Source organism: Streptomyces sp. NPDC047869, from assembly GCF_040704065.1.
Lineage (GTDB): Bacteria > Actinomycetota > Actinomycetes > Streptomycetales > Streptomycetaceae > Streptomyces.
This window is the reverse complement of sequence record NZ_JBEYRK010000014.1, coordinates 170,246-189,921: the sequence shown is the minus strand read 5'-3', so window position 1 is coordinate 189,921 and position 19,676 is coordinate 170,246. Positions and strand designations below refer to the sequence as shown.

The 19,676-nt window shown below is 73.5% G+C and carries 14 protein-coding genes; 6 read left to right on the top strand and 8 right to left on the bottom strand.

The window, feature by feature from the left end:
- Together AB0924_RS20265 and AB0924_RS20260 are read right to left on the bottom strand one after the other, a co-directional pair.
- Window positions 1-3,330, bottom strand: a 3,330-nt coding sequence (locus AB0924_RS20265; RefSeq protein WP_366912081.1) for a beta-ketoacyl synthase N-terminal-like domain-containing protein, incomplete at its 3' end; no start/stop codon positions are given.
- Window positions 3,331-3,497: 167 nt separating this feature from the next.
- Window positions 3,498-5,219: a fatty acyl-AMP ligase gene (locus AB0924_RS20260; RefSeq protein ID WP_366912079.1), complete on the bottom strand. Its 1,722-nt coding sequence runs from the start codon at window positions 5,217-5,219 to the stop codon at window positions 3,498-3,500.
- A 460-nt stretch (window positions 5,220-5,679) separates the two neighbouring features.
- Here AB0924_RS20260 and AB0924_RS20255 point away from each other — a divergent pair, with 460 nt between their 5' ends.
- Complete coding sequence (locus AB0924_RS20255) at window positions 5,680-6,774, top strand: chemotaxis protein (RefSeq protein WP_358934298.1); 1,095 nt, start codon at window positions 5,680-5,682, stop codon at window positions 6,772-6,774.
- Window positions 6,775-6,844: 70 nt separating this feature from the next.
- Window positions 6,845-7,870, top strand: a complete 1,026-nt coding sequence (locus AB0924_RS20250) for a Gfo/Idh/MocA family oxidoreductase (RefSeq protein WP_366912077.1) — start codon at window positions 6,845-6,847, stop codon at window positions 7,868-7,870.
- Between the two features lie 8 nt (window positions 7,871-7,878).
- Here the strand turns inward: AB0924_RS20250 and AB0924_RS20245 are convergent, their stop codons facing one another.
- Window positions 7,879-8,292, bottom strand: a complete 414-nt coding sequence (locus tag AB0924_RS20245; protein WP_366912076.1) for an SsgA family sporulation/cell division regulator — start codon at window positions 8,290-8,292, stop codon at window positions 7,879-7,881.
- A 352-nt stretch (window positions 8,293-8,644) separates the two neighbouring features.
- Here AB0924_RS20245 and AB0924_RS20240 point away from each other — a divergent pair, with 352 nt between their 5' ends.
- Window positions 8,645-10,075, top strand: coding sequence for a SpoIIE family protein phosphatase (locus AB0924_RS20240; protein WP_366912075.1), 1,431 nt, complete (start codon window positions 8,645-8,647; stop codon window positions 10,073-10,075).
- A 30-nt stretch (window positions 10,076-10,105) separates the two neighbouring features.
- On the opposite strand, the gene AB0924_RS20235 is transcribed toward AB0924_RS20240, so the two are convergent.
- Complete coding sequence (locus AB0924_RS20235; RefSeq protein WP_359553089.1) at window positions 10,106-11,599, bottom strand: hypothetical protein; 1,494 nt, start codon at window positions 11,597-11,599, stop codon at window positions 10,106-10,108.
- Between the two features lie 266 nt (window positions 11,600-11,865).
- On the opposite strand from AB0924_RS20235, the gene AB0924_RS20230 reads away from it, so the two are divergent.
- Window positions 11,866-13,011, top strand: coding sequence for an aminoglycoside phosphotransferase family protein (locus AB0924_RS20230; RefSeq protein ID WP_358934287.1), 1,146 nt, complete (start codon window positions 11,866-11,868; stop codon window positions 13,009-13,011).
- A 303-nt stretch (window positions 13,012-13,314) separates the two neighbouring features.
- A complete protein-coding gene (locus AB0924_RS20225) occupies window positions 13,315-15,285 on the top strand; it encodes a peptidoglycan recognition family protein (protein WP_358934285.1) in 1,971 nt (656 codons plus the stop codon).
- Between the two features lie 9 nt (window positions 15,286-15,294).
- Here the strand turns inward: AB0924_RS20225 and AB0924_RS20220 are convergent, their stop codons facing one another.
- From AB0924_RS20220 to AB0924_RS20205, 4 genes are all read right to left on the bottom strand, one after another.
- The gene (locus tag AB0924_RS20220) at window positions 15,295-15,792 is read right to left on the bottom strand and encodes a hypothetical protein (RefSeq protein ID WP_358934283.1); all 498 of its coding nucleotides are present in this window, start codon (window positions 15,790-15,792) and stop codon (window positions 15,295-15,297) included.
- A gap of 122 nt (window positions 15,793-15,914) precedes the next feature.
- Window positions 15,915-16,817: a universal stress protein gene (locus AB0924_RS20215; protein WP_358934281.1), complete on the bottom strand. Its 903-nt coding sequence runs from the start codon at window positions 16,815-16,817 to the stop codon at window positions 15,915-15,917.
- Window positions 16,818-16,965: 148 nt separating this feature from the next.
- Window positions 16,966-17,208: a DUF397 domain-containing protein gene (locus AB0924_RS20210; RefSeq protein ID WP_199209437.1), complete on the bottom strand. Its 243-nt coding sequence runs from the start codon at window positions 17,206-17,208 to the stop codon at window positions 16,966-16,968.
- A 92-nt stretch (window positions 17,209-17,300) separates the two neighbouring features.
- Window positions 17,301-18,155: an alpha/beta hydrolase gene (locus AB0924_RS20205; protein WP_366912074.1), complete on the bottom strand. Its 855-nt coding sequence runs from the start codon at window positions 18,153-18,155 to the stop codon at window positions 17,301-17,303.
- Window positions 18,156-18,374: 219 nt separating this feature from the next.
- On the opposite strand from AB0924_RS20205, the gene paaK reads away from it, so the two are divergent.
- Window positions 18,375-19,670 (top strand): phenylacetate--CoA ligase PaaK, encoded by a 1,296-nt coding sequence (paaK, locus tag AB0924_RS20200; RefSeq protein WP_366912073.1) that lies wholly within the window; start codon window positions 18,375-18,377, stop codon window positions 19,668-19,670.
- The last annotated feature ends 6 nt before the right edge of the window (window positions 19,671-19,676 follow it).

The window sequence follows — 19,676 nt, the reverse complement described above, 5'->3', positions numbered from 1 at the left end:
CTCGGGCACGGGGCCCGCGGTGACGACCTCGACGGAGACCTCGACCGTGCCGGAGGCGGGCAGCACGAGCGGGGCGACCAGCAGCAGGCCGGTGACGTCGGCGGACTCGTCCGGGCGGGCCACGGCCAGCGCGGCACGGCACAGCTCCAGCAGAGTGGTGCCGGAGACCACGGTGCGGCCGAAGACGGTGTGGTCCGGCAGCCAGTCGGCGGTGGCCGGGGACCACTCGTCGCGGAAGGTCCAGCGGGTCTCGTCGGCGGACTGGAGCTGGACGCCGAGCAACGGGTGCGCGGCGCGGTCGAACAGGGCGGGACCGCCGGCCCCGGACTCGGGTTCGGTCCAGTGGCGCTCCTGGTCCCAGGCGTACGTGGGCAGATCGGCGACGGTGCCGGACGGCACCAGGCGGCGCCAGTCGATCCGGCGTCCATGGGTGTGGAGTTCGGCCGCGGCGCGGTCCAGGCAGCCGGGACCGTCCTCGTCGCGGCGCAGTGAGCCGACGGCCGTCAGCTCGTGGCCGGTGTCCTCGGCGAGGGTGCGCAGCGCGGTGAGCAGGGCGGGGTGGGGGCTGAGTTCGACGAAGTGGCGGTAGCCGTCGGCGAGCATGCGCTCGACCGTGGGCGCGAAGCGGACCGTCTCGCGCAGGTTGGTGTACCAGTAGTCCGCCGACAGTTCCCCGGTGACCGGTTCGGCGGTGACCGTGGAGTACCAGGCGATGTCCGTGGGGCAGGTGACGACGCCGTCGAGTTCGTCGAGGACCGGCGCCCGGACGGGCTCGACCTGGGCGCTGTGCGAGGCGTAGTCGACGTCGAGGCGGCGGACGAACACCTGGCGCGCCTCCAGGCCGGTGAGCAGGGCCTCCAGCGGTTCGACGGCGCCCGCGACCACGGTGGCCCGGCCGCTGTTGACGGCGGCGACCGAGACGCCCTCGCCGAGCAGGGGCTCCACCTCGGTGTGGGGCAGCGCGACGACGGCCATGCCGCCGGTGCCGGCCAGGCCGGTGAGGGCCTGGCTGCGCAGGGCGACCACGGCGGCCGCGTCGTTGAGGCTGAGGGCGCCGGCGACACAGGCGGCGGCCACCTCGCCCTGGCTGTGACCGATCACGGCGTCCGGGAGCACGCCCCGGGCCCGCCACACGGCTGCCAGCGACACCATCACGGCGAACAGGGCGGGCTGGACGACGTCCACGCGGTCCGGCGAGGGGGCGCCCGCGTCGCCCCGCAGCACGGCCGCCACCGACCAGTCGGTGAAGGGGCGCAGGGCGGCGTCGCAGCGGTCGAGTTCGTCGGCGAAGACCGGGTCCCGGTCCAGCAGGTCGCGGGCCATTCCGGCCCACTGACTGCCCTGCCCGGGAAAGACGAAGGCCAGCTTCCCGCCGGGGGCGGCCTGCTGGGGCCCGGTGACGCGGTCGGGGTCGGTCCGGCCGTCGGCGAGGGCGCGCAGGGCGTCGAGGAGGCCGGCGCGGTCGGATGCGTGGAGCACGGCGCGGTGCTCGAAGTGGGTGCGGTGGTGGGCGAGGGTGGCGGCGACCGGGGCCAGTGGCAGCTCGGGGCGGGTTTCGACGGCTTCCAGCAGCCGGGCGGCCTGTCCCCGGAGGGAGGGGAGGCCGCGGGCGGAGAGGGGGAAGAGGGCGGGGCCGGTCCGCTCGGCGGGGGTGGTGGCGGCCGGCGTGGCGGCCGACGTGGCGGTGTGGGCCGGAGTGGCGGCCGGGGGGTGGGGCGCTTCCTCTATGACGACGTGGGCGTTGGTGCCGCTGATCCCGAAGGCGCTGACTCCCGCCCGGCGTACCCGGTCCGCGTCGCGTGGCCAGGCGAGCCCCTCGGTGGGCACCCGCAGCCCGGTGCCGGACCAGTCGATGTGGTCGGTGGGGTGCTCGGCGTGCAGGGAGGCCGGTATGCGCTCGTGGCCCAGGGCCAGGACGGTCTTGATGACGCCGCCGATGCCCGCGGCCGCCTGGGTGTGGCCGATGTTGGACTTCAGGGAGCCGATGACGAGCGGCCGGCCGGCCGGGCGGTCCGGGCCGAACACGTCGGCCAGCGCCCGGAGTTCGATGGGGTCGCCGAGCCGGGTGCCGGTGCCGTGGGCCTCCACGAGATCCAGGTCGTGCGGGCCGAGCCCGGCCGCGTGCAGGGCGGCCCGCAGCACCCGTTCCTGCGCCGGGCCGTTGGGAGCGGACAGGCCCTGGCTGCGGCCGTCCTGGTTGATCGCCGAGCCCTTGACGACGGCCAGGATCCGGTCGCCGTCCCGGCGTGCGTCGCTGAGCCGCTTGAGCAGGACGAGACCGCAGCCCTCGGCCCACACCACCCCGTCCGCGTCGGCGGAGAAGGGGCTGCACCGCCCGGACGGGGACAGCCCGCGCAGCCGGCTGAACTCGACGTGCCCGCGCGGGGTGACCAGCAGGGTGGCGCCGCCGGCCAGGGCGAGGTCGCACTCACCGCCCGCCAGGGCGCGCGCCGCCAGGTGCAGGGCGACCAGCGAGGACGAGCAGGCGGTGTCCACGGTCACCGCGGGTCCCCGCAGGCCGAGGGTGTAGGCGATGCGCCCGGAGGCCACGCTGGCCGCCGAGCCGGTGCCGACGTGCCCGTCGAGCTGGCCCAGCGAGGCGGCGGCGAGGTAGCCGCTGTCGTACAGGCCGAGGTAGACGCCGGTGGAGCTGCCGTTCAGGGACTCCGGGAGGATGCCGGCGCGTTCGAACGTCTCCCAGGAGGTCTGCAGGAGCAGCCGCTGCTGGGGGTCCATGGCGGCGGCCTCGCGCGGTGAGATGCCGAAGAAGGCCGCGTCGAAGCGGTCGATGCCGCCGTCGAGGAAGCCGCCGCGCAGGGTGTACGCCTTGCCGGTGGCCTCCGGGTCGGGGTCGTACAGCCCGCTGGTGTCCCAACGGCCCGCCGGGACCTCGCCGATGGCGTCCCGTCCGGCGTCCAGCAGCCGCCACAGGGCCTCTGGGTGCTCGGCGCCGCCGGGGAAGCGGCAGGCCATGGAGATGATCGCCACGTCGTCGCCGGAACCGTTGCGGTCGGGTCCTGGGGCGGCGCCCGCGGTGGGCGGCTGCGCCGGGGCCGGCGCGAAGACGGCCTCCGCGACGGCGTCGATCGTCGGGTGGTTGAAAACGAGAGAGGGTTCCAGGGGGCGGCCGGTCAGGGTGCCGAGTTCGGCGGCCAGGGTGACCAGGTGCCGCGAGCCGAGGCCGAGTTCGGCGAGCGGGCGGTTGGGGTCGAGGCGGGCCGGGTCGGTCCCGGCGGCCTCGGCGACGGCCGACACCAGCCAGGCCCGGACGCCCTCGGAGGTCGTCAGGGACGGCTCGGGGGTCTGCTTCGGGGACTCGTTCGCGGGCATCTGGGCAGCTGTCCTCTGAACTCGGGCTCAGGCGGGGCTCCGTACCGGGCTTCGGGTGCGCGGTACGGCGAGGCGGGGGGCGTACGCCCCTGACCGGGGCCGTACGGCGGCGGCCGGGGCGCGCCGGGCCGCCGGCGCCGGTTCGGGCGCGCCGGCGGCGGGCGGTGTCACACGGCGGGCTCGGTCACCACGGCGAGCGTGCCCTCGAGGTAGGCGCCCCGGGTGGCGCGGCGCTGGATCTTCCCGCTGGACGTCTTGGGGATGGTGCCGGGCCGGACCAGCACGACGTCGTGCAACGACAGGCCGTGGGCCTCGCCCACGGCGGCCCGGACCACATCGGTGATCTTCTCCGCCTCACCGGCGCTGTCCGGGGCGATCTCGGCGACGATCACGGGCCGTTCGCCGTCCGCCCCGGCATCCACGGAGAACGCGGCGGTGCAGCCGGGGCGCAGCGCCGGATGGGTCAGTTCGGCGGTGAGCTCCAGGTCCTGGGGGTAGTGGTTGCGGCCATCGATGACGATGAGGTCCTTGAGCCGGCCGGTGACGAACAGCTCGCCGTCCCGCAGCAGGCCGAGGTCGCCGGTGCGCAGGAACCGGCCCTCGTGTCCGGCGAGTTCGGCCCGGAAGGTCTGGCGGGTGGCGAGCGCGTTGCGCCAGTAGCCCTTGGCGACACTGGCTCCGCCGACCCAGATCTCGCCGACCTCGCCCTCGGGCAGTTCCCGCAGGCTCTCCGGGTGGACGACCGCCACGGTGACGCCGGGGCCGGGCCGGCCGCAGCCGACGGCGGCCGCGTCGGCCTCGCCCGCGTTCGGGGTGCCGTCGGCCGCGGCGAGCAGGGTCGGCGGGTTGCCCGGGGCGCTGCCGGTGACCATCAGGGTGGCCTCGGCCAGGCCGTAGCAGGGGTAGAGGGCCTCGCGGCGGAAGCCGGCCGCGCCGAAGGTGCCGGCGAACCGGCGCAGGGTGGCCGCGCGCACCGGCTCGGCGCCGTTGAAGGCGACCTTCCACGAGCTGAGGTCGAGGCTGCCGAGGAGCTCCGGGTCCGCGTGCTTCAGGGCGAGTTCGTAGGCGAAGTTGGGGGCGCCGCTGGTGTGCGGGCGGTATCGGCTGACGGCGGTGAGCCAGCGGGCCGGCTGCTGGAGGAAGTGCAGCGGCGAGAACAGGGTGGCGGTGGCGCCCAGATAGACCGTGTTCAGGACCGGGCCGATGAGGCCCATGTCGTGGTAGACCGGCAGCCAGCTGACGAACAGCTCGTGGTCGTGTGCGGCCATCGCCTCGGGCGTGTGCCCCATGCGCTCGGTGATGACCGCCTCGTTGTCCAGCAGGTTGCCGTGGGTGACGGCGACCCCGCGGGGCGCGGAGGTCGAGCCGGACGTGTACTGGAGGAACGCGACCGTGTCCGGGGTGAGTTCGGGTTCGCGCCAGCCGGCCGCCGCGGCGTCGGGGATGTCCTCGGTGGCGAGGCGGGTGATCCGGCCGAGCTCGGGCAGGTGCTCCGCCATGCCGTCGAGCGCGGCGAGCACGCCGCGGTCGCCCAGCACCACCTTGGCGTCCGCGTCGGCCATCAGCCGCTTCATCCGGGTCAGCGCCCGGTGGTTCTGCGCGCGGCCCTGCGGGGGCACGCCCGGCACGGCGATCACACCGGCGGCGAGGCAGCCCAGGTACGCGCAGATGAACTCGAGGCCGGGCGGGTACAGCAGCATGGCCCGCGAGCCGGCCAGCCCGCGGTCCTGGAGCCAGGCGGCGACGGCGCGGGAGCGTACGGCCAGCCGGTGGTAGGTGAGTTCCTGGATCTCTCCGTCGCAGTCACCGGTGACGAGGTGACGGTACGCGGTGCGCTCGGGGTGGTTCGAGGCGTGCGTGGTCAGCAATTCGACCAGGGATCGTGCCATGGGACGAGTCTCACCTGTCTGAATAGATGGCGAGGAGACAGGAGTTCGGTGCGGCGTCACGCGCACACCCCGAGGCCCGCCGCGACCCGGCCCCGTTGCCGGGTCGTTCGAGCTCGACCCTCCGCACAGGGCGCCGTGGTCCTACGGCTCCTCGCGGTCCCCCCGCAGCAGTTGCTACCGACAAGTAGCACCATAGCAAGTCTGTTCGGCCGAAATGCCGACCGCGCGTGAACGCTTCGTATCCAAGCACATCGGCCGGGACCGCGCCGATGACGACGGTGTGAACAGACGCTACCGGACGGCCGGTGCGCCACGACGGCGGCGACGCGGACACCCGCGACCCTCTCCCGCCGTCGCGCCGGGAGTCCTCGCGGAGTGCACCCGGTCCGGCACACAGCGCAACCCGGTGCCGCCTTCAGGCCCAAGTGCCGGATATGTGAAACCGCCCTATCGTTCTGTCATGGAGCACGCACTGAGTCCCGCAACCCTCGCCGAACTGCGGCGCCCGCGTCCCTACCCGGCGGTGTCCGTGCTGACGCCGACACACCGCCGCGAACCCGAGAACGGGCAGGATCCCGTACGGCTGCGCAACGTGGTCGCCGAGGCCAAGAAGCGGCTGGAATCCGACCCCTCGGTCACCCGGGAGCGGCGCGCCGAGGTCGTGACCCAGCTCGACCGCGCGCTGGCCGAAGTGGATCTGGCGCACGCCGAGGACGGCCTGGTGATCTTCGCCGCCCCGGGAGAACACCAGGTCTGGTCCCTGTCCCGCACCGTCCCCGAGCGCGTGGTGCTCTCGGACACCTTCCTCACCCGCAACCTCGTCTCCGCGCAGGTCGCCGAGCGCCCCTTCTGGGTCATGTCGGTCTCCGCCGACCGCGTCACGCTGTGGAGCGGCGGCGAGGACCGGATGGTCGAGGACCACACCGGCGGCTTCCCGCTGATCCGCAGACAGGAGAGCTTCGACGCCCAGCGCGAAATGCGCCGCGGCGACCTGCCGAGCACCTTCACCGACGAGGGCACGCGCCAGTTCCTGCGCGAGGCGGACACCGCGATGAGCGCGGTCCTGCGCGACCAGCCCCGCCGGCTGTACCTCACCGGCGAGGACGCGGCGCTGTCACTGCTGGATGAGGCAGGCCAGATCGCCAGGAGCGCCATCCACGTACGGCACGGCGGTCTCGCGCACGCCGGGCCCGAAGCGGTGTGGCAGGCGCTGCAGCCCGTGCTGCGGGAGGAGGACTGGAAGGGTACCGACCTGACCGTCGGGGAACTGGTCGCCGCCCGGGGCCGGCGCAACTTCGCGGCCGGGGTGGACGAACTGTGGCAGAACGCCCGGGAGGGCCGGGTGCGGCTCCTCGCCGTGGAGGAGAACTACCGCACGACCGTCCGCGACGACGGCGGCCACCTGGTCCCGGCCGAGCAGGGTGACATGGACGCCCGGGACGACATCGTCGACGAGATCGTCGAGCAGTGCCTGGAGACCGGCGCCGACGTGCGCTTCGTGCCCGACGGCACGCTGGGCGACGCGGGCGGGATCGCGGGGGTGCTGCGCTACTGAGGGCCCCGCTGAGAGCGCTTGCCCGGCGGCGTACGCTACGGCGTGATCGCCGGCGAGAGAGAGCGCGCACATGGGTGACCTGCTGGGTGTGGCCGTACTGGGTGCCGGACACATGGGAGCCGACCACATACGGCGACTGGACCGGGTCGTCAGCGGCGCCCGGGTGGCCGCCGTCGCGGACCCCGAGCCCGAGCGGGCGAAGGAGGCGGTCGCCGGCATCGACGGCGTCACCGTGCACACGGATCCGGTGGCGGCGCTGGACGCGCCCGGCGTCGGGGCCGTGCTGATCGCCTCCCCCGGGCCCGCGCACGAGGAGGCGCTGCTCGCGGCCTTCCGGCGGGGCCTGCCGGTGTTGTGCGAGAAGCCCATGGTGCCGGACCCGGCAGGTGCGCTGCGGGTGGCCGAGGCCGAGGCCCGGCTCGGCCGCCGGCTCGCGCAGATCGGCTTCATGCGCCGCTACGACGCCGAGTACCGCCGGCTGAAGTCGCTCCTCGACGGAGGAACCCTGGGCCGTCCGCTGATGCTGCACTGCACGCACCGCAACGTCTCCTCCCCCGGCCACTTCACCAGCGCCATGCTGATCAACAGCTCCGTGTCGCACGAGATCGACGCGGCCCGCTGGCTGCTCGGGCAGGAGCTGACGGCGGTGACCGTGCTGCGTCCGGCCCCCTCGGCGGGCGCGCCGGAGGGCCTGGCCGATCCGCAGTTCGTGCTCTTCGAGACCGAGCGCGGCGCGCTGGTCGACGTGGAGGTCTTCGTCAACTGCGGCTTCGGCTACCAGGTGCGCTGCGAGGCGGTGTGCGAGGCGGGCAGCGCCCGGATCGGCGACGGGCACTCCATGGTCGTCACCACCCGGGGCGGCGCGGGCGAGGAGGTGGCGCAGGACTACCTGGTCCGGTTCGCCGACGCCTACGACCGTGAGGTGCGGGAGTGGGTGGACGCCACCCGGCGCGGTGAGGTCACCGGCCCGGACGTCTGGGACGGCTACGCGGCCTCCGCCGTCGCCGAGGCCGGGGTGCGGGCGCTGGAGACCGGCGGCCGGGTGACCGTCGAACTCGCGCCGCGCCCGGCCCTGTACGCCGGCGCCGGCCGCTGACCCGGCACTCAGACCCCGTCGAACAGGCTGCTCAGCCCCCGCTCCACGACCGCCGCCAGGTCCTCCTGCCCGGCCGGCACCAGGGCGTGGCTGTTCAGCAGGAAGCGGCGCAGCGCCGAGGTCGGGAACTGCAGCAGGGCGAGGCCGCACGGCGAGTGGAACTCCAGGACCGTCCGGGTGCGGCCGTACGGCCATATCCGCACGTCGCCGTGGCCCGCCGGGGCCCGCAGCCCCTGGTCCAGCAGCGTCCGGGCGAAGGTCCAGGTGACCTCGTCGCCCACCAGGGTGGCCTCGGGCGGGAAGTCCACGAAGACGGCCAGTGGGTCGTCCGCCCTGTAGCGCAGGGTCGCCGACACCGGGAGCTCCCGGTCCTCGGCGGTGATGAGACGGGCGGTGGCGGGCTGTTCGACAATGAGGTCCATGCAATTAAGGAGTCCGCGGCGGCCTTTCACAGGACGTCAATTCCGGACAGAATTGGTGCCCGTCGAACAGCGGGCGGCGCAATGGAACACCAGAGTGCCGAACACCTGGCTGAGCGCGACCCGGAAACCCTGCGCCATGGCACAAGTCGCGTAGCCTGCCTACGACTTGATTCCCCGTTCGCGTACACCGTACGTACCCTCGGAACACTCCGGGAAGACTCTGGCATATGCCGGAAGCACCACCGTATCGTGTGTTGCCAAATCCCTTACAGGGCGTCGCGGGCTGTGCAACAGTCGTAACGGTCCCTCCGTCCTTCTTGGCCGTACCGTCCCCTCCCCATCGGAGTGCGTCATGCCGTCCCCAGTCTCCGCGGACCGCTCAGCCCCCCAGCCGCCGGGGCGCGGCTCGGTCGAGGCGTTGATAACGCAGACGCGGCGGCTCAAAGGCGACATGGTCGCCGTGCGGCGGGACACACAGGAGGGCGGATCGGACCCGGAGGAGCGCTGGCAGCGGGCTCTGTACGACCTCGCACTGCACCAACTGGACGATCTGGACGCGCACTTGGCGCAATTGCGGGACGGTCCGGTGCCCGCCGAGGCGGAACCGGCCGTGTTCCCGGCCGTCCGGCCCGCACCGGCCGGCACCCCACGCGGCTCACTGCTCAGCCGGGTCGGCAGCGCGGAGTGGAACTTCCTGACGGACGAGGCGAGCTGGTCCGGGGAGCTGTACGAGATCCTGGGCCGCGACCCGGACGCCCCCGCGCTCACCCTGGACGAGCTGCCCTCCCTGGTCCCGGACGAGGACCGGCCGAAGCTGACCGCAATGGTGACCGACTGCCTGGTGGACGCGCGGCCCATCGACGGCGAGTTCCGCGTCGTGCGGCCGGACGGCTCGGTGCGGACGGTGCACATGATGGGCGAGCCCGTACTCGACCCCGACGGCGGCACCACCTCGATGTGGGCCGTGCTGCGGGACGTGAGCGAGCTGCGCCGGCACCGGCGGACGGTGCGGGACAGCCACGACTCGCTGCAGCACCACCGCAGGCGGGCGCAGACCGAGCACCGGCTCGCGGCGGAGCTGCAGGAGGCCGTGCTGCCGCCCTGGCGCGGCTCACTGCGGCTCCCGCACCAGGGACCGCGCACCCTCGACCTGGCCGCCCACCATCTGTCCGCCACGGCCGGCACGCTGATCGGCGGCGACTGGTACGACGCGCTGGAGCTGGCCGACGGCGCCACCCTGCTCAGCGTCGGCGACCTCACCGGACACGGCGTCGCGGTCGCCTCCGGCATGGCGATGCTGCTCGGCGCGGTGCGCGGCATGGCCATGGCCGGCACCCGCCCCGGCGAACTGCTCGGCATGCTGAACCAGTTACTGGACGCCACCGTGCAACCCGCCCTCGGCAGCGCCGTGTGCTGCCACTACCGGCCCGAGGACCGCGCCCTGGTGTGGGCGCAGGCCGGACACCCCGCCCCGCTGCTGTACCGCGACGGGACGGGGAGTCCGCTGAACGCGCCGGAGGGCGTCCTGCTCGGCGCCACCACGGGCGCCACCTACGGTCAGGCCGAAGTCACCCTGGAGCCCGGTGACCTGCTACTGCTGCACACCGACGGACTCGTGCCGGGCCACGGCTCCACGAGCGCCATGGACCGTCTGCTCGACCTCGCTCCCCGCTTCGGCGCGGCGCGCACCGCTCAGGACTGTGTGCGCACGGTCGTGGAGGAGTTCGGCGGAGCCGAGCGCGAGGACGACGCCTGCGTCCTCGTGGCCAGGGTGACCGGCTGAGCGGCTGACCCGAACGCGGCGCACCGCCTCCTATGCCGGTGCGCTGCCGTCGCCCCTGCCCCTCGGCTTCGGCAGGGCGAGCTCGATCTCCTCCCGCAGTTCGTGGATCCTCGGGTAGCCGGCGTACTCGGCGGTGAGCCGGTACATCTCGCGGAGTCTGTCCCACGTGCGCCGGGAGGAGTTCGATCCCATGGACATCAGGGCCAGCCGTGCGTAGCGGTCGGCCTGTTCGGGGTCGTCGGCGATGAAGCAGGCCGAGGCCATGGAGAGATGGTCGAAGATCTTCGACCGCTCCCGGCCGTCCACCCGCAGGGCCAGCGCCTTCTCCGCGTAGTGCTGCGCGTGCACGGCCGCGTCCGGGTCGAACTCGGCGAGCGTGCGGTACGCGAGGGCCTGCATGCCGTACAGATCCTCGTCCTTGAAGGTCTGCATCCAGCCCGGCGGTTCCACGTCCTGCCGGTCGGAGACGAACAGGTCCTCCGCCTGGCCGAGCGTGCGGCGCATCGCCTGGCCCTTGCCCATCGACGCCTGCGCCCAGGCCTCGATCGTGTGGAACATCGCCTTCGTACGCGGCTGGAGCCGCTCCCCCGCCCCGGAGCGGGCGAGTTTCATCAGGTCCAGCGCGTCGTCTGGCCGGCCGAGGTGCACCATCTGGCGGGCCGCCCGGGACAGCGCCTCCCCGGCGCGGGGCCGGTCACCGCCCTCGCGGGCGGCGTGCGCGGCGATGACGAAGTACTTCTGGGCCGTGGGCTCCAGGCCGACGTCGTGCGACATCCAGCCCGCCAGGACGGCGAGGTTGGCGGCGACGCCCCACAGGCGCCGCTGCAGATGGGATGGGTGGTGGTAGGCGAGCATGCCGCCCACCTCGTTGAGCTGGCCCACGACCGCCTTGCGCTGGAGCCCGCCGCCGCGGGCCGCGTCCCAGGCCCGGAACACCTCTACGGAGCGCTCCAGTTCCTCGATCTCCTGCGACCCGATGGGGGCGGCCTCGTAGCGGTCGAACCCAGCGGGGTCGGCGTGCAGGGGATCGTCGACGACAGGGGCGTCGGCCTTCAGGGATGGGTCGGTGTGCAGCCAGTCGTGCATGGCGCTGCTGAGTGTGGATCCCGCGGCGAGCGCGGCACCCGCGCCCACCAAGCCGCGTCGGTTGAGCATGAGGTCCATTCCCGTGAATTCGGTGAGGACCGCGGCCGTACGTTCGGGCGCCCACGGCACACCGTCGGGATGTTCCTCGATCCCGTCGCCCTGCCGTCTTCCCGCACGCCCGTGCCGTACCAGACCGAGGTCCTCAATGGTCACGACACGGCCGAGACGCTCGGTGAACAGGGCCGCCAGCACCCGCGGCACGGGATCGCGCGGGATCTCTCCCGTGTCGATCCAACGCCGCACCCGGGAGGTGTCGGTCGACAGCTGGGGGTGGCCCATGGCCGCCGCCTGCTTGTTGACCAGCCTCGCGAGTTCGCCCTTCGACCAGCCGGCCAGGCCGAACAGGTCCGCAAGGCGGGTGTTGGGTTGTCCGCTCACGTCAAGCCCCCAGGTTCTCGGCTGACTTGACAGTAGCCCCGTGGAGGTTGCCGAGCGACTATTCGCCAGGGTTCGCCAGGGTGCGCCAGATGGTGTGCCACTGGGCATCGGGTGTCGAGTAGGAACGCGCCACCCCGCCCCGGTCGTCACCATCCGATGCGGGCCCACTCCCCAGGGTGTGCCCGGGCGGCCGGGCCGGGTGGGTGCACGCACAGCGTGGATGTACAGGCAGGCACCGCAGGCACACGAAGGGATCTGTATCTCCCATGTACGCAGCATCATCCTCCGTGTCCGCTCCGCCCCGTCCGCTGCGTCCCCGCCCGGCGGGCGGCGGACCCTACCTCGACCCGGCGGCCCGGCCGACGGCCCCCGTGCTGGGCGCGGGCCGGCCGCGGCGCGTTCCCGGGCAGCCCGGATCCCAGCCGCTCAGCGGCAGACTCGACCTCTCCGGTCCGCAGGGCGCGCAACTGCGCACCGCGCTCGCCTCGGTGCACCGGATCTGTCCGGAGTTCGCCCCGGTGCAGGTGCTCCGCCGCAGCGGACGCTCGGTCCTCCTGGTCGGGACGACGGGACGCAGCACGGCCGTGGCCAAGTGCCTGCTGGACCAGTCGCCTGCCTGGGCGGAGCGGTTCCGTCACGAAATAGCCGCATACCGCTCGTTCGTCCGGCACCGCCCGCCCGTGCGCGTGCCGCGGCTGATCGCGGCGGACCCGGACAACTGCACCCTGGTGATCGAGCGTATGCCGGGCCGGGTGGCCGCTCTCCAGCGCCATCCCCTGGAGGCCCCGCCCCGGCCGGACATCCGGGCCGCGCTCGGCGCGATCTGCCGGCTGAACGCCTGGCGGCCCCCGGCGGGCACCTTCGACGCCCCGCTCGACTATGCGGCGCGCATCGCCCGGTACCACGAGCTGGGTCTGCTGACCGACCGGGATCTGGGCGATCTGCAGAAGCTGTTGCACGGCATCGCGCACGCGGCAGGCCGCCAGGGGATGGGCCAGTTCTGCCACGGCGACGCGTTACTCTCCAACATCCTTCTCTCACCGGCCGGTCCAGTGCTGGTGGACTGGGAGCACGCGGGCTGGTACCTGCCGGGGTATGACCTGGCGACGCTGTGGCTGGTACTCGGGGACGCGCCGGTGGCACGGCGTCAGATCAGCCAGATCGCCCAGTCGGCGGGACCGGCCTCCCGGGACGCGTTCCTGGTGAACCTGATGCTCCTGCTGACCCGTGAGATCCGCACCTACGAGACGGCCGTGCAGCGTTCGATGCACGAGGCGCCCCCGGCGGCACCGGGCACGGCCCTCCCGGGCGCCGCGCCGACCGGCGAGGAGCAGCGGTTGCTGCTCAGGCGGCTGCACGACGACTGCCAGCTGGCCCGCCGGGCCGTGCGCGCGGCGGTCGGCACTCGCTGACGCGGGACGAAGGCCGGCGGTGCGCCCGAAGCGGCGGCGCACCGCGGGCCTTCGTGCGTGCGGCCCCCGCGTGAAGCCTTTCCGCGGAGACGGTCCCGCCGCCCCGTCGGACACTCCCACTGGTGTACGCCACTGACGCCTCGCAGGCCCGTGCACCACCGCGGCGAAACTCGCCGAACCCCTGCGTGACATGGGAAATCATCCCGCCGAAGGCATCATTGACGGATCGTCGGCAAGCCGGTACCACTGACCAAGCTCGGCCCCGCACGCCCCGCCACGACCCGCCTGTCACAGGAGTCCGCATTGCGAGGATCCGCCACCGACCCCACGTCCACACCCGGCCGGAGACATCTGCGGCGTACCGCCGTCACCCTGGCCTCCGCGGGCCTGCTGCTGCCGTTGCTCGGCGCGGGCCCGGCCCAGAGCGCCCCCGAGTCCTCCGCCGGCGAGCTGCGGAGCGCCTTCGCCACCGCGGCCGCCGAGTACCACGTGCCGCAGAGCGTCCTGCTGGCCGTCTCCTATCTCCAGTCCCGCTGGGACACGCACGCCGGGGCGCCCAGCGTGACCGGCGGCTACGGCCCCATGCACCTCACCGACGCGCGCACCGCGCTCGCCACGGCCGAGCACTTCGCCGAGGGTACCGAGGACGCCCGCGGCGACAGTGCCCGCCCGGCCCCGCACCCCGACGTCCAGGTGCCCGCGAGTTCCGAGCTGCCGGCCCGGCTCAGGACGCTCCCCCGGGCGGCCGAGCTGACCGGCCTGCCGGCGGCCGAGCTGCGCACCGACCCGGCGGCGAACATCGCGGGCGGTGCCGCGCTGCTCGCCGCCGCGCAGAAGGAGCTAGGCGAGCCCCTCGGCGCCGGTCCGGCCGGCTGGTACGGCGCGGTGGCCCGCTTCTCCGGCGCCGACGACACGGCGACCGCGGCGGCGTACGCGAATGACGTCTACGACGTGCTGCGCACGGGCGAGGAACGCGTCACGGACGAGGGCCTGCGGGTGACGCTCGCCGCCCAACCCCAACTGGATCCGGAGACCGATCAGTTGAAGCGGGCCGGACTGCGCACGGCCCCGGCCGACGACGTGGAGTGCCCGGAGTCGGTGTCCTGCGAGTCGGTGCCGGCGCCGTACGAGGAGTTCGGCGACAACGACTACGGCAACCACGACCTGGGCGACCGTCCGCAGTCGCAGCGGATCAAGTACATCGTCATCCATGACACCGAGGGGTCCTGGGACGGGGTCATGAAGCTGATCCAGGACCCCACGTACGTGTCCTGGAACTACACCATCCGCTCCACCGACGGTCTGATCGCCCAGCATGTGAAGGCGAAGGACGTGGCCTGGCACGCGGGCAACTGGGACATCAACGCCCGGTCCGTCGGCATCGAGCACGAGGGCTTCCTGACCTCGCCGGACGCCTGGTACACGGAGGCGATGTACCGGTCCTCGGCGCGCCTGGTGAAGTACCTGTCCCGCAGCTACGGCATCCCGCTGGACCGGCAGCACATCCTGGGCCACGACAACGTGCCCGGCCCGACGGCCGCCACGGTCCCCGGCATGCACACCGACCCCGGCCCGTACTGGGACTGGCGGCACTACTTCCAGCTGCTCGGCCACCCGTTCAAGCGCACCGGCGGCAAGCACTCCTCGCTGGTGACGATCCTGCCCGACTACGCCGCCAACCAGCCGGTGTACACGGGCTGCACCACCAAGGGCGAGCCCTGCGCGGCGCACGGTTCCAGTGAGGTGCGGCTGTACTCCGACCACGACGAGAGCGCCCCGCTGATCCAGGACATCGGTCTCGGCACGGTGCCGAGCGACGGGGTCAACGACCTGTCGTCCCGGGTCTCGACCGGTCAGCGGTTCGCGGTCGCCGACCGCTGGGGCGACTGGACGGCGATCTGGTACCTCGGCCAGAAGGCCTGGTTCCACAACCCGCGCAAGCAGCCCACGGCGGTACGTGCCGCGGGGCTCGTCGTCACCCCGAAGGACGGCGCGGCGAGCATCCCGGTGTACGGCAGGGCGTACCCGGAGAAGGAGGCCTACCCGGCGGGGGTGCCCGCGCAGTCGGTGGTGCCGCTGAAGTACACGATCCCGGCCGGGCAGAAGTACGCGGTCGGTGACCTGATGCCCGGTGAGTACTACTACGCCGTCACCTTCACCCCCGACTCGCACCGGGTCGTGATCGGCAAGGACCTGTACTACGAGATCCAGTACGGGCACCGGGTGGCGTTCGTGCGCGCCGCGGACGTCACCGTGGCGGGAGCCGCCCGCTAGGACCTGTCGTCAGCCCTGCTGGAAAAGCTCCGCCGGGAGCGGCTTCAGCAGGGCGTACAGGTCGTCGGTGATGGGGCGGTCCCAGGCGGCGATGGTCACCAGGACGCCGTCGCTGCGGTCGAACTGGACGCAGGAGATCCGGCCCTCGGAGAGCTTCAGGCGCCGCACGATCAGCAGGTTGTCGCCCTGGAGGACCGGAGTGTCCTCGGTGCCGACGACGGTGATCTCCTCGTCGTTCTCCAGCGCCAGGAGCAGCTGGGCCACCTCGAAGGGGATCTCGCCCTCGGCCACCTCGCGGGCCGGGGAACCCTCGGGAAGATTGCCGATGATCATGGCGGGGCCGCGGCCGCCGAAGAGGTCGTAGCGCAGGAAGACGCCCTGGCAGGATCCGTCGGGGGCGGGCAGCAGGCCCGCGCCGAGGTTGCCCGGCCAGTCGCCCGGGTCCATGGCCAGCACGTCGAATTCGGGTCCGGCGGGAGTGGCGCTGCGGCGGCGGAGGAACGACATGCCGCAATGGTACGTGCACGCGCGCGTCCGCCGCCGTGTGGGAACCCGCACGACGGCACCCGGATTCCCCCGGCCGGCCTGGATCTTCCGCCTGGGCCGGGCGGCTCCCGGGAGCGGGGGCGTCACTCCTTCGGTGGCGCCGGCGGGACGACCGCGATCGGGCACGCCGCGTGCAGCAGGACGGCCTGGGTGACGGAGCCCATCATGCGCGCGGGCGCGAGCAGGCGCCGCCGGTGGCGGCCGACGACGACCAGGGCGGCCTTCCCGGACGCGGTGACGAGATGGCCGGCGGCGTCGCCGGGCAGGACCTGCACCTCGGTGTCGACGCCGGGGTGCCGCTCGCGGTGCGGGGCGAGGAAGCCCTCGACGAGGGAGCGGGTCTCGTGCTCGACGGCGTCCTGGTCGATCGGGGGCGGCACCGTCTGGCCGGGCGCGGACCAGGTCTGTGCCGGCCACGGGTAGGCGGCGATCACCTGGACGCGGGCCCTGCGCAGGGCGGCCTCGGTGAAGGCGAACTCCAGGGCGGCCCCGTCGGGGCTGTCGGCGTGCAGGCCGACGATCACCCGGGCCCCGGGTACGGCGGGACCGCCTTCGGGGATCTCGCGGCCGGGCCTGGGCACGATGACCACCGGGCAGTCGGCGTCGCGTGCGGCGGCCAGTGAGTTGGAGCCGAGCAGCAGGCTGGTGAAGCCGCCCCGGCCCCGGGAGCCCAGCACCAACAGCTGGGCGTCGGCGCCGAGTTCGGGCAGTACGGCGCCGGGCACACCCTCCATGGCGACGTACTCGGCGGGCGGGGCGTCCGCGCCGTCCCGCAAGCGGGCCCGCACCTCGTCGAGCACCGGGTCGCCCTCGGCGTCGGGCGGCCCGGCGACCAGGACGTCGGCCTGTCCCCAGGCGGCGTACTGCCGGACGTGCACCACCCGCAGCGGTGCGGCGCGGCGCCGGGCGGCGTCCACGGCCCACTCCAGGGCCCGCCGGCTGTCGTCGGAGCCGTCGACCGCGGCGATGACCGGCGCAGTGCTCATTCCTTGCCCACCTCCGGAACACGACCTTCCCCTTGCTGGGGCCAAGCCTCGCGCAGGCGCGGCCCCGGCAGGGCGCTGTGGGTCGCGTGTCCGGAATTCCGCGGGGAACACCCCCGGATCGGCGTGCGACGGGCTACGGGCTACGGGTTCAGGTGAGGTCGAACTCGCCCTCGCGCGCGCCGGAGACGAAGGCACCCCACTCCGCGGGGGTGAAGATCAGGGACGGGCTCTCCGGGCGGCCGCTGTTGCGCATCGCGATGAATCCCTCGACGAAGGCGATCTGCACATCGCCCAGTCCTCGGCTGCTGGACTGCCACTCGGCCCCGCTGAGGTCCAGCTCCGGCTTGTCCCAGCCCACGAGCGGCTGCTGCTGGGTGATGGTCTCGGCCACGTCCGTGCTCCTCCCGGTTCGTCGTCCGCGAGTCAGCCTAGCGACCGGTTCCCACGGCGGACAGGCCACGTGAGGAGGACTTTCGGGCCGCCTCAACGGGACGGGACACCGTCTTCCCCGAGGAAGGCGAGGACCCGGCGGACGAAGTAACCGGGGTCGTCCAGCCAGGGGTAGTGACCGGCGCCGGGCTGCACGCTCACCTCGGCGCCGGGCAGGGCCTCGGCGAGGCGGCGGGCCAGGGCCGGGCTGGGCCCGCCGTCGTACTCGCCCGCGTGGACCAGGACCGGCGCGGTGAGCGCGGCGAGCGCGGCCCGGGTGGCCTCCGGGGTGAAGGCGCCCTCGGCGTTGTAGTGCTCGGCCGCCTCGTCGTTGGTCTGTGCCTCCTCGGGCTCCGCGTGCGCCCGGGCGGTGTCGTCCCAGCGGCCGTAGAAGAACGGCAGGAACACCTCGTCGAAGTCGGCGTCCCCGGCGAGCCATGCCTCGTAGGCGGGGAAGGCCCGGCCGAACCACGGCTCGTCCGCCCGCAGCCGGGCGGCGGCGAGCCGGTCGTCGGGCGTGGCCCGCATGCCGAGGGCCGAGGGGTTGGGGGTGATCAGCGCCAGCCGCCGGATCCGGTGGGGATGGCGGGCCGCGTACAGCAGGGCGAGGCTGCCGGCCGCCGAGTGGGCGAGCAGGTCCATCCGCTCCAGGCCCAGGTGGGCCCGCCACCGCTCCACGTCGTCGACCATGGGGTCGCAGCGGCAGGTCGCCGGGTCGGCCGGTGTCCCGGAGTCGCCGGTGCCCCGCAGGTCGAGCAGGGCCAGCCGGCGGTGCGCGGTGAGGCCGCCCAGGTCGCCGAGGTAGACGGAGGCGCGCATGGGGCCGCCGGGCAGCACGGCGAGGGGCGCACCTTCACCCCTGAGGTGGTAGGCGAGCGTGGTCCCGTCGGCGGCGGTGAAGGTCGGCATGCGTTGATCATTCAGGGCCGCCCCGCACGGCCGCAACGCCTTTGCCGGACGGCGTCCCCCTCCGCCGGACGGCGTCCCTCGTGACCGCGTGCGGTCCCGCACGGAAAAATTCGGGCTCACCTCTTGCCTGCCGCCCGGATGGCCTGAATTACTGGCCCCGAACGAATCGACCGAATGATCGGTCGTCCGGAATGCGCGGCTGGTGAGGGAGAACTCCCGATGGCGGATGCGACGGACCTGCTCGACGCGGGCGAGAAGCTCGGGCCCGAGGAGCTGCGGGCGCTCCAGCTCGAACGGCTGCGTGCCTCGCTGCGGCACGCCTACGAGAACGTGCCGTTCTACCGCGAGTCCTTCGACAAGGCCGGTGTCCGCCCGGAGGACTGCCGTTCGCTCGCCGACCTGGCGCACTTCCCCTTCACCACCAAGGCCGATCTGCGCGAGCAGTACCCCTTCGGCATGTTCGCCGTGCCCCGCGAGCGCGTCCGCCGTCTGCACGCCTCCAGCGGCACCACGGGGCTGCCCACGGTGGTCGGCTACACGGACAACGACCTCTCGGTGTGGTCCGACATGGTCGCGCGTTCGCTCCGGGCGGCGGGCGCGCGCCCCGGTGACACCGTGCACGTCGCCTACGGCTACGGGCTGTTCACCGGCGGTCTGGGCGCCCACTACGGTGCCGAGCGCCTGGGCTGCACGGTGATCCCGGCGTCGGGCGGCATGACGGCCCGCCAGGTCCGGCTCATCCGGGACCTGGAGCCCGGCGTCATCATGGTCACTCCGTCCTACATGCTGACGCTGCTGGACGAGTTCGAGCGGCAGGGCGTGGACCCGCGCGGCACCTCGCTGCGGGTGGGCGTCTTCGGCGCCGAGCCCTGGACCGAGCGGATGCGGCGCGAGATCGAGGAGCGGTTCGCGATCGACGCCGTCGACATCTACGGGCTGTCCGAGGTGATGGGCCCGGGGGTCGCGCAGGAGTGCGTCGAGACGAAGGACGGTCTCCATGTGTGGGAGGACCACTTCTATCCCGAGGTCGTCGACCCGATCACCGGCGAGGTGCTGCCGGAGGGCGAGCGGGGAGAGCTGGTGTTCACTTCGCTCACCAAGGAGGCCATGCCGGTCGTCCGGTACCGGACCCGGGACCTGACCCGGCTGCTGCCCGGTACCGCCCGTGCGTTCCGGCGGATGGAGAAGGTCACCGGGCGCAGCGACGACATGGTGATCCTGCGCGGGGTGAACCTGTTCCCCACCCAGATCGAGGAGATCGTGCTGCGCACCCCCGGAGTGGCACCCCACTTCCAGCTGCGCCTCACCCGGGAGGGGCGCCTTGACGCGCTCACGGTGCGCGCGGAGGCCCGGCCCGGCGCCACGCCCGAGGCGCGGGAGGCGGCGGCCCGGTCCATCGTCGCGGCCGTCAAGGACGGGGTCGGCGTCTCCGTGGGCGTGGAGATCGTGGAGCCGGAGTCGCTGGAGCGGTCGGTGGGCAAGATCCGCCGCATCGTGGATCTGCGCCCCCGCTAGGGCCCG